General features: G+C 68.4%; 9 protein-coding genes and 1 tRNA gene. 4 read left to right on the top strand and 6 right to left on the bottom strand.

The window, feature by feature from the left end; genetic code table 11:
• The 6 genes from N7590_RS20980 to N7590_RS21005 all read right to left on the bottom strand — a co-directional run.
• A partial coding sequence (locus tag N7590_RS20980) for a 50S ribosomal protein L25/general stress protein Ctc (protein WP_279935862.1) occupies positions 1 to 587 on the bottom strand: 587 nt, incomplete at its 3' end.
• A gap of 110 nt (positions 588 to 697) precedes the next feature.
• Positions 698 to 1,657: a ribose-phosphate diphosphokinase gene (locus tag N7590_RS20985; protein ID WP_005415400.1), complete on the bottom strand. Its 960-nt coding sequence runs from the start codon at positions 1,655 to 1,657 to the stop codon at positions 698 to 700.
• A gap of 140 nt (positions 1,658 to 1,797) precedes the next feature.
• Positions 1,798 to 1,874: transfer RNA gene (locus N7590_RS20990), tRNA-Gln, on the bottom strand.
• Positions 1,875 to 1,885: 11 nt separating this feature from the next.
• Complete coding sequence (ispE, locus tag N7590_RS20995) at positions 1,886 to 2,755, bottom strand: 4-(cytidine 5'-diphospho)-2-C-methyl-D-erythritol kinase (RefSeq protein WP_164241630.1); 870 nt, start codon at positions 2,753 to 2,755, stop codon at positions 1,886 to 1,888.
• Positions 2,752 to 3,411 (bottom strand): lipoprotein insertase outer membrane protein LolB, encoded by a 660-nt coding sequence (gene lolB / locus N7590_RS21000; RefSeq protein ID WP_053511510.1) that lies wholly within the window; start codon positions 3,409 to 3,411, stop codon positions 2,752 to 2,754. Before lolB ends, ispE begins: the two co-directional genes overlap by 4 nt.
• The gene (locus N7590_RS21005) at positions 3,408 to 5,093 is read right to left on the bottom strand and encodes a tetratricopeptide repeat protein (protein ID WP_204275112.1); all 1,686 of its coding nucleotides are present in this window, start codon (positions 5,091 to 5,093) and stop codon (positions 3,408 to 3,410) included. Before N7590_RS21005 ends, lolB begins: the two co-directional genes overlap by 4 nt.
• Positions 5,094 to 5,156: 63 nt before the next feature.
• Here N7590_RS21005 and hemA point away from each other — a divergent pair, with 63 nt between their 5' ends.
• Genes hemA through ppk2 form a run of 4 tightly spaced genes read left to right on the top strand, consistent with a single transcriptional unit; the run spans position 5,157 to position 10,041 of the window.
• Positions 5,157 to 6,440, top strand: coding sequence for a glutamyl-tRNA reductase (hemA, locus tag N7590_RS21010; protein ID WP_053448874.1), 1,284 nt, complete (start codon positions 5,157 to 5,159; stop codon positions 6,438 to 6,440).
• Positions 6,418 to 7,500, top strand: coding sequence for a peptide chain release factor 1 (gene prfA, locus N7590_RS21015; protein ID WP_279935863.1), 1,083 nt, complete (start codon positions 6,418 to 6,420; stop codon positions 7,498 to 7,500). Before hemA ends, prfA begins: the two co-directional genes overlap by 23 nt.
• Positions 7,501 to 7,505: 5 nt before the next feature.
• Complete coding sequence (locus N7590_RS21020) at positions 7,506 to 9,212, top strand: tetratricopeptide repeat protein (protein WP_164241627.1); 1,707 nt, start codon at positions 7,506 to 7,508, stop codon at positions 9,210 to 9,212.
• Between the two features lie 46 nt (positions 9,213 to 9,258).
• Complete coding sequence (ppk2, locus tag N7590_RS21025) at positions 9,259 to 10,041, top strand: polyphosphate kinase 2 (protein ID WP_164241626.1); 783 nt, start codon at positions 9,259 to 9,261, stop codon at positions 10,039 to 10,041.
• Positions 10,042 to 10,419 lie beyond the last annotated feature (378 nt).

A 10,419-nucleotide genomic window follows, 5' to 3' on the forward strand; every position in this document is an offset into this window, starting at 1 on the left:
GCGTCTTCCTTGCCGTGCTTGGCGGTGACGATCGCGTCGTCGTGGTCCTTGCCCAGCGCCAGGGCCGGGATTTCCACGCCCTTCGGCAGCTTGATGTTGGACAGGTACACCACGTCGCCAGCGGCCAGGTCGGCCAGGTCGACTTCGATCGACTCCGGCAGGTCCTTCGGCAGGCAGCTGATGGTCACTTCCTTCAGTTCGTGGGTGACCACGACGTCGGCAGCCTTGCCGGCCGGCGAGGTGTCTTCGTTGATGAAGTGCAGCGGGACCGAAGCGGTCAGGGCTTCGTTCTCGTTCACGCGCTGGAAGTCCAGGTGCATGATCAGCTGCTTGTACGGGTGGCGCTGCATGTCACGCAGCAGGACCTTCTGCACCTGGCCGTCCAGGTTCAGGTCCAGGATCGAGGCATAGAACCACTCGTTCTGCTGGGCCAGCCAGATTTCGTTGTGGTCCAGGCTGATGGCGACCGGCTCGGCGTTGCCGCCGTACACGATGGCCGGGATCACACCGGCGTGACGCAGGCGGCGGCTCGCACCCTTACGCTGCAGTTCACGCTTGGTGACCTTGATTTCATGGGTCTTCGACATTTTCGACTACTCAGGTTGTTGCCGCGCCTTGCGGCGTGGCGGTTGAAGATGCTTCCGCGACCAGAAGCATCCGGGACATGCCCCCACCGTTGCCGGCAGGGGCGAAAAACTCAATCGACGTACAGCGAGCTGACCGACTCGCCGAAGGCGATGCGGCGCATCGTTTCGGCCAGCATTTCCGCCACGCTCAGCTGGCGGATCTTGCTGCACACCCGCGCTGCGTCCTTCAGCGGGATGGTGTCGGTCACCACCAGCTCGTCGAGCTGGGAATTGGTGATGTTGTCCACCGCCGGGCCCGACAGCACCGCGTGGGTGCAGTAGGCGGCCACCTTGAGCGCACCGCGCGCCTTGAGGGCAGCGGCAGCGGCGCACAGGGTGCCGGCGGTATCGACGATGTCATCGACCATCACGCAGGTCTTGCCTTCAACGTCACCGATGATGTTCATCACGGTGGAGACGTTGGCGCGCGGACGGCGCTTGTCGATGATCGCCAGGTCGGCGTCATCCAGGCGCTTGGCCACCGCACGGGCACGGACCACGCCGCCCACGTCCGGCGACACAACGATCAGGTTCTCGGTGCCGTAGGCGCGCCAGATGTCGGCCAGCAGCAGCGGGGACGCATACACGTTGTCGACCGGAATATCGAAGAAGCCCTGGATCTGGTCGGCGTGCAGGTCGACGGTCAGCACACGATCAGCGCCAGCGGTGCTGAACATCTTGGCCGCCAGCTTGGCGGTGATCGGCACGCGCGAGGAACGCATGCGGCGATCCTGGCGCGAGTAGCCGAAGTACGGCACCACCGCGGTCACGCTGGCCACCGATGCGCGCTTGAGCGCGTCGATCAGCACCAGCAGTTCCATCAGGTTTTCCGCGCTCGGCGCGCAGGTCGGCTGGATCACGAACACGTCCTGCTTGCGGACGTTCTCTTCGATCTCAACCTGCACTTCACCATCGGAGAAGTGCGAGACCAGCGCCTTGCCCGGGCGAACCCCCAGTTCCTTGCAGATGTTCTGCGCCAGACGTTTGTTGGCGTTGCCGGAAAAGACCAGCAGGTTCGGGGACTCTTGCATCATGATTGTCTCGGGCGGGGACGAGTGGCGGGGATCCGGAGTCGGCAAGGACCCTCATGGACCCTTGCTGCTGACAACACCGCGGTTGTTTCCACGTCCCGCGCAGGCGATGCGCTGGAAGGCGCGGACACAGCCGCTATTGGCAGGGGCGGTAGGATTCGAACCTACGAATGCCAGGATCAAAACCTGGTGCCTTGGGCCTCTTGGCGACGCCCCTGCATTGATAAATCAGTGTTGCTCGAGTGCATCCAGCAGTGGCGAACGCGCAACGCCCGCCGCCACCCTTGCCCGCAACTCCTTCGGCAACTTCGACCGTCCCTGCTCTGCGGCAGCCTGCGATGCGAACTCGACGAAACAACCACTTCCCGAACCGGTCAGCCGCGCCGAGCCGATGCCGCTCAACGCTGCGAGCGCGGCCTCGACGGCAGGCTCACGGCGGCGCAGCACCGGTTCGAACGCGTTCCCGACCAGGGTCCCGGAAGCGAAGTCCTCTATTTTCGCCACTGGGCTGTCGCGCGTCAAATCCGGGTCTGCGAACAGGGCCGGCGTGGGAACGTGAACGCCCGGCTCGACCACCACATACCAGGCCGGAGCCAGCGTGATCGGCTGCAGCCGCTCGCCTACCCCCTCGGCCCAGGCGTTGCGGCCACGCACGAATACCGGCACGTCGGCCCCCAGGCGCAGGCCCAGCGCGGCCAGCGCGTCTTCGTCCAGGCCGGCCTGCCAGAGCCGGTTCAACACGACCAGTACGGTGGCCGCATCCGACGAGCCACCGCCGAAACCGCCACCGGCGGAAACATGCTTTTCGACGATGATGTCCGCGCCTTGCGCGACATTCGCCGCCTCTTTCAACAACTTAGCGGCACGCACCGCCAGGTCATCGGCCTCGGCCACGCCCGCCAGGCCGTCGCCCTGCCGACGCACCTGGCCGTCTTCACGCAGGCGCAGGCCAATGCGGTCCCCCCAGTCCAGCAGGCGGAACACGGTCTGCAGCTCGTGGTAGCCATCAGCCCGGCGGCCGGTGATGTGCAGGAACAGGTTCAGCTTGGCCGGGGCTGGCCACCAGGACCAGCCCGCGTCGTCGGCTGCACCATTCATGGCGCGCCCTGTCCCCACTGGTCCACCAGCAGGCGCACCTTGGCGTCGCCATTGCCGGCCTCGATCCGGCGCGGCAGCGCCGGGCGTCCGCCCTCGGCCGGGTACCAGTCCAGGTACTGCACCTGCCAGCCCATCTGCTGCATGCGGCGCGGCCGGCCTTCACCGTCACGCTCGACCTTTTCCGGGCCGGCGGCATCGCCGGCCACCAGGCCACGGATCCAGTCCGGCAACTGGTTGACCGGGATGTCCCAGCCGGTCGCTTCCAGCAGCAGCTGCTGGGCGTCCTCGCCATCACGCGGCCCCCCGGCCAGTCCTTCCAGGCGACCGGCCTCGGAATGGGTATCGCCGGTCAGCTTCCAGCTCTGCCGGGTCACCGGCGCGCTCAGCTCGACCACGTAGCGGCGCCCGTCCTGCTTCCAGTCGATGCGACCGCTGCCACCGTCCTTGCCCTTGCTGACCGCGACCCGGCCCTGGAAAGCCCAGTCCGGCTGCGCCTGCAGAGCCGCCACGCGCGCGGCCTCGGCCTGCGCCGCTTCGGCCGACACCGTCTCGACCACGGCCGGGGCCGGCGTCTTCTGCGTGCCCACCGTCGTGCACGCGCTGACCGCCAGGGTCACGGCCGCCAACAGCAGCGGCCGGATAAAGGGAACACTCATGGATTGAATTTCTCGCGGGCGCGCAGCAGCGCGCGGTTTTCAGGGTCGAGCTTGGCCGCTTCCTCGAAGAAGTGGCGGGCCTCGTCATGCTTGCCCAGCACCCACAGCACCTCACCGACATGGGCGGCGATCTCCGGGTCCTTGGCCAGGGTCCAGGCACGGCGCAGCTGCACCAGGGCCTCTTCCTTGCGGCCCAGGCGGTACAACACCCAGCCGTAGCTGTCGACGATGGCCGCGTTGTCCGGCTCGGCCACGCGGGCACGGTCGATCAGCTCCAGCGCCTCCTGCAGACGGCCGGTACGGTCGGCCAGGGTGTAGCCCAGCGCGTTCAGTGCCGGCACGTTCTCCGGGTCGGTCACCAGGATCTTGCGCAGGTCAGCCTCGGCTCGCGGAATGTCGTCACGACGCTCCCAGGTGAGCGCACGGGCGTACAGCAGCCCGTTGTCATCCGGGTAGGAGGCCAGGCCGCGGGCCAGCGCGTCCAGTTCACCGGCACTGTCGTCGGCGCGCTGGCGCAGCTCGGCCTCCAGCAGGTAGGCATCGCGGCGCACATCGTCGTCGACCACCGCATCGGACTGGATCGCGTGCACTTCATCCAGCGCCAGCGGCAGGCGCCCGGCCAACGCCTGCGCATTGGCCGCACGCAGGCGCGCCTCGCTCAGCTCATCGCCACCGGGCACGCTGTGATACCACTGCACCGCCTCGGGATAGCGCTTCAGGTACTCGGCGATCTTGCCCAGCAGCAGGCGCTGTGCCGGGTCCGGCTTGGCGGCCTGCCGCGACAGTTCGTTGTAGAGGTTGGACAGTGCGGCCTTGTCACCCTGCTTGGCCAGCAGCGAGGCGCGCATGCCCCAGGTCTGCACGTCCTGCGGGCCGAACGCCAGCACGCGCTCGGCCGCGGACGGCTGGCCGAGGCTGTCGTAGGCGATGGCCACCGCGTTGCGCAGTTCCGGGTCCTGGCGGGTCTTCGGCTCGACGTCGTGCAGCAGCGACAACGCCTTGTCGGTCTCTCCGGCCTGCTGCAGCTGGCTGGCGCGCAGCAGCGCCACGCGCGGCTCCTCGGGGAAACGCTTGACCACTTCGTCGATCATGCGCCGCGCCAGCTCGGGCTTTTCCATGCGCAGGGCCAGGCGGCCAAATTCCTGCCAGGCCTCGATCTTCGGCGGAATGGCGTTGGCATCAACCAGCTCCCCCAGCACCTGCGCCGGCACCGCCGGATCGCGGCCACCGCCGATCAGCGCGGCCAGGGCGAACTTCCAGCCACGTTCATCAGGGTCGGCCAGCAGGGCCTGCAACTCGGCGCGGGCGGCCTTCACATCGCCCTGGCGCATGGCCAGCGCACCGGCGGCACTGCGCATGGTCAGCGAGCTGGGCGCGCGCTGCTGCCACAGGGCCAGGCCCTTGGCGGCGCTGGCATCGTCGTTGGCGAGCATGGAAATGCGGGTGGCACGCTCGGCAAGGCCGGCATCGCCGTCGGTCTGCTGCGCCGCCTGCAGGTACCCGCGTGCGGCCTCGGCCAGCTTGCCGGCCTGCAGCGCGAACTCACCGGCCATCACCGGTTCCAGCGCCAGTTCCTCAGTGGCCGCGGCCCGTACGGGGGCCTTGGCCGGCACCGCCGCCAGGGCCTGGCCGCAGGCCAGGGACAGCAGCAGAACACTGGGGATGCGAATCAATGCGGGCATCGTCGGCATCGGGGCCTTAAAATGTCGTCCAATGGCCAGCAGCTTATCGCAAGCAACTGAACAATGACCCTGTGGGTGCTCGGACTGAATCACCAGACCGCACCGGTAGAGCTGCGCGAGCGCGCGGCCTTCGCCGGTGAGGCGTTGCCGCGCGCGCTCGGTTCGCTGCGCGATACCCCGCAGATCGCCGAGGCAGTGCTGCTGTCCACCTGCAACCGCACCGAGCTGTACGCCGTGGCCGATTCGGCGCAGGCGCTGGACCAGTGGCTGCATGCCCAGGCCGGCGACCTGCAGGGTTACCTGTACCAGCATGCCGACGCCGATGCGGTGCGCCACCTGTTCCGGGTTGCCACCGGGCTGGATTCGATGGTGCTGGGCGAACCACAGATCCTGGGCCAGGTGAAGGATGCCTGGTCGACCGCGCGTGACCACGGCCTGCTCGGCCAGCGCCTGGACCGCCTGTTCCAGCAGACCTTCTCGGTGGCCAAGCGCGCCCGCACCGATACCCAGGTCGGCGCCAACCCGGTGTCGGTGGCGTCGGCTGCGGTGCGCCTGGCGCAGAACGCGTTCGCGCGCCTGGACGATTCCACCGTGCTGCTGGTCGGTGCCGGCGAGACCATCGAACTGGCCGCGCGGCACCTGAGCGAGGGCAAGGTACGGCGGCTGCTGATCGCCAACCGCACCCTCGCCCACGCGCAGGAACTGGCCACCCGCCATGGCGGCGTGGCCCTGCCGCTGACCGAACTGGACCGCCATCTGGGCGAGGCCGATGTGGTGTTCTCGGCCACCGCCGCACGCGAACCGGTGATCCATCGCGAGATGGTGGCCAAGGCGCTGCGTGCGCGCCGGCACAAGCCGATGCTGCTGTTCGACCTGGCCGTGCCGCGCGACATCGAGGCCGAGGTCGGCACGCTCAATGACGCCTTCCTCTATACCGTCGACGACCTCGAACGCGCGGTGGAAGACAACCGCCGTGGCCGCCGCGAGGCAGCCGCCGAGGCCGAAGCCATCATCGACCTGCAGGTATCGCGCTTCATCGAAACCCAGCAGGCCAGCGCCCACCAGGCACCGCTGCGGCAGCTGCGCGCATTCGGCGAGGCCACCCGCACCGAGCTGCTGGAGCGCGCCCGCCAGCAGCTGGCCAACGGCAAGCCGGCCGACGAAGTACTGGAACTGCTGGCCCACGGCCTGACCAACCGATTGCTGCATCCACCGACCGCTGCCCTGCGCGCCGCCGCGCTGAGCGGCGATGCTGACCTGACCCGCGCCGCCGAGCGCCTGTTCCCGGCCACGCCGGGTTACCGCCACCCACCCGTGAGACCCGATGACGCCGACCCTGCGCCGTAAGCTGGAAGCGCTGGCCGAGCGCCGCGAAGAACTGGAACGCCTGCTCGCCGAACCCGATGTGGTCGCCGACAACACCCGTTTCCGCGACCTTTCGCGCGAATTCGCCCAACTTGAACCGGTCGCTGCCGCACTCGCCGATGAGGCCCGCGCCAAGGCCGACCTGGCCGCCGCCGAAGGCATGCGCGCCGACCCCGACCTGCGCGAGCTGGCCGACGAGGAAATCGCCGCCGCGCAGACGCGCCTGCAGCAGCTGGAACAGGAGCTGGCGCTGCTGCTGGTACCGCGCGACCCGCGCGACGAAGGCAACCTGTTCCTGGAAGTGCGCGCTGGCACCGGCGGCGACGAAGCGGCGATCTTTGCCGGCGACCTGTTCCGCATGTACGCCCGCTACGCCGAGCGCCAGGGCTGGAAGGTCGAGATTGAATCGGACAACCCGGGTGAACACGGCGGCTACAAGGAAGTGGTGGCGCGCGTGGTCGGCCGTGGTGCGTTCTCGCGCCTGAAATTCGAATCGGGCACGCACCGCGTGCAGCGCGTACCGGCCACCGAATCGCAGGGCCGCATCCACACCTCGGCCGCCACCGTGGCGATCATTCCCGAGGCCGACGAAGTCGATGACATCGTCATCAACCCGGCCGACCTGAAGGTGGACACCTTCCGCTCCTCCGGTGCCGGTGGCCAGCACGTCAACAAGACCGAATCGGCCATCCGCATCACCCACGTGCCGACCGGCGTGGTGGTGGAATGCCAGACCGAACGCAGCCAGCACGCCAACCGCGACAAGGCGATGAAGCGCCTGAAGGCGCAGCTGCTCGACGCCGAACGCCAGCGCCAGGACGCGGCGCAGGCCGAGTCGCGGCGCCTGCAGGTCGGCAGTGGTGACCGCAGCCAGCGCATCCGTACCTACAACTTCCCGCAGGGGCGGATCACCGACCACCGCGTGGAAGGCCTGACCCTGCACGACCTGCCCAACATCCTGGCCGGCGACCTCGACCCGCTGCTGCAGCGGCTCAGCCACGAACACCAGGTCGACGCCCTGGCCCAGCTGTCGGCGGGCTGAGTCGCATGTCCGCCTGGCAGCAGCGGCAGCACCTGCAACAGGCGATCGCGCGCCAGCCCAACGATTTCGTCGCCTGGGTGATGCTGGCCGACCTGGAACTGGAAGCCGGCGACATCGCCGCCGGCGAGCAGGCCGCACGACGCGCGCTGCAGCTGCGCCCGAACCATCCCGAAGCGCTGGCGCGCCTGGGTCGCGTGGCATGGATGGCCGGCGCGCATGCCGACGCCGCGACGCTGCTTGGCCAGGCTGCCGCTCTGGCACCGCAGCACCCGGGCATCGCGCTGTGGCTGGGCCACGCGCTGGAAGATGCCGATGATGCCGAAGGCGCGGCGGCGGCGTATCGACGCGCGCACGCACTGATGCCGTCCGAGCCGTACATCGCCGCACAACGCCTGGCCTGGCAGCGTCGCCTGTGTGACTGGCAGGACGTGGACGCAATGGCCGCGCAGGTGCGCAGTGCACTTGCCTCCGGACAAGGCGTGGTCGAACCGTTCGCCTTCCTCAGCGAAGACGCTTCCGCCGCCGAGCAGCTGGCCTGCGCGCGCGCGCGTGCATCCGCCGTAGCCGCTTCGGTGCGACCGCTGCCACCGGTAACGGTGCGTACCCAGGGCCCGCTGCGGGTTGGTTTCCTCTCCAACGGATTCGGCGCCCATCCCACCGGGCTGCTGACCGTGGCCCTGTTCGAGCAGCTGCGCGATGACCCTGCGCTGCAACTGCATCTGTTCGCGCTGAGCCGCGACGATGGCAGCCGCATCCGCCGGCGACTGCAGGCGGCGACGCAGCTGCACGATGTCGCCGGCCTGCGTCATGCCGACATTGCCACCTGCATCCGCGGGCAAGGCATCGACCTGTTGTTCGACCTGCGCGGCTGGGGTGGCGGCGGCACGCCGGAAGTTCTGGCCATGCGCCCCGCCCCGCTGCAGCTGAACTGGCTGGCCTACCCGGGCACGTCCGGAGCGCCGTGGATGGATGCAGTGATCGGTGATGACTTCACCCTTCCCCCATCACTGGAACCACACTACAGCGAACGCGTGCTGCGCCTGCCGCGCGCCTTCCAGCCTTCGGACAACACCCGTGTGCTGGAGTCCGCACCGACGCGTGCCGAGTGCGGCCTGCCCGAACGCGGCGTGGTGTTCTGCTGCTTCAACAACAGCTACAAGCTCAACCCGCGCAGCATGGGCCGCGCCTTCGCCGTACTGCAGGCGGTGCCTGGCAGCGTGCTGTGGCTGCTGTCCGGCCCGGGCCAGGCCGATGCACGGCTGCGGGCGGCTGCGCAGAACGCGGGCCTGGACCCGGCACGCCTGGTGTTCATGGCCAAGTTGCCGCATCCGCAGTACCTGGCCCGCTATCAGCTGGCCGATCTGTTCCTCGACACGCATCCGTACAACGCGCACACCACCGCCTCCGATGCGCTCTGGGCCGGCTGCCCGGTGCTGACCTGCCCCGGCGACACCTTCGCCGCGCGGGTGGCCGGCAGCCTCAACCATCATCTCGGCCTGGCCCGGATGAACGTCGCCGATGATGCAGCGTTCATCGCCACCGCCAGTGCGTTGGGCAACGACCCGGCGGCGCTGGCCGCGCTGCGTGCCAAGCTGGCGCAGGCACGCGAACACAGCGGCCTGTTCGACATGGCCGGCTTCGCCCGCGACCTGTCAGCGCTGCTGCAGCAGTTCGCCGGTGAGCACGGCTGGCGCGGCGTCGACAGGACCTGAGCACCACCTGCGCTACGCTCGGGCTTCCTTCCCGCGTGGTGTGACGATGGCAAAGCTCAAGCGCAAGGAGTACGACGAACTGCTGCTGCCGCTGCAGCTGGAACTGACCGCGATGGCGCGCTGGGTGCAGCACAGTGACCAACGCCTGCTGGTGCTGTTCGAAGGCAGGGATACGGCGGGCAAGGGTGGCGCGATCCAGGCCATCAGCCAGCATCTCAACCCTCGCCAGTGCCGGGTGGTGGCCTTGCCCAAGCCCACCGACCGTGAGGCCACGCAGTGGTATTTCCAACGTTATGCATCGCACCTTCCCGCCGCCGGCGAGATCGTGCTGATGGACCGCAGCTGGTACAACCGCGCCGGCGTCGAGCGGGTGATGGGGTACTGCAGCGAGACCGAGTACCAGCAGTTCCTGCGCCAGGCGCCGGTGTTTGAACAGCTGCTGGTGGACGACGGCATCCTGTTGTTCAAGTACTGGCTGTGCGTGGACCAGGAGCAGCAGGAAAAGCGCTTTGCCGAGCGCCACATCGATCCACTGAAGGGCTGGAAGCTGTCGCCGGTCGACCTGAAGTCACGCAGCAAGTACAGCGCCTACACCGAAGCGCGCGAGGCGATGCTGCGCGCCACCCATCGCGAAGGCGCGCCGTGGACGCTGGTGGATTTCAACGACCAGCGGCTGGGCCGGCTGACCCTGGTGCGCAACCTGCTGGACCGGTTGCCGGACACGCGGGTGGATGCGCCGTTGCCGGAACTGCCGAAGCTGAAGGGCAAGCTGCATCGCGAGCACTACGATGTGCTGAAGCCGATCGAGGATTTCCCGGTCGAGGAATAGGGTTTGTTCGGCAGGGCTGCGCCCTGCCCCCGTGGTAGTGCCGGCCGCTGGCCGGCAACAGCAACAGCAACAGCAGAAGCGGGCTTCCTGTGGGATGGCGGGGCGGTGCCGGAGTGCGGGGACGCCGTGAACCCATCCCTGGGGGCTTGGCCGCGGCATCCATGCCGCGGACACCCCGCACTCCGACACCGCCCCACCTCTGACAGATTTCTGCGATCTGATGGATCCACTCTGTGTGTGGATGAATCCCAATCAAAATCGAATATTTCGATATCTGTGAGATCTGAGCCGAGCATGGCTCGGCTCTACAGAAGAGCGGGCAGATCGCCGAGATCTGTCGAAGGCGGGGTGGGTCCGGTTGCGGGAGTGTCCGCGGCA

The sequence above is a fragment of the Stenotrophomonas sp. GD04024 genome, assembly GCF_029837545.1.
GTDB lineage: Bacteria > Pseudomonadota > Gammaproteobacteria > Xanthomonadales > Xanthomonadaceae > Stenotrophomonas > Stenotrophomonas forensis.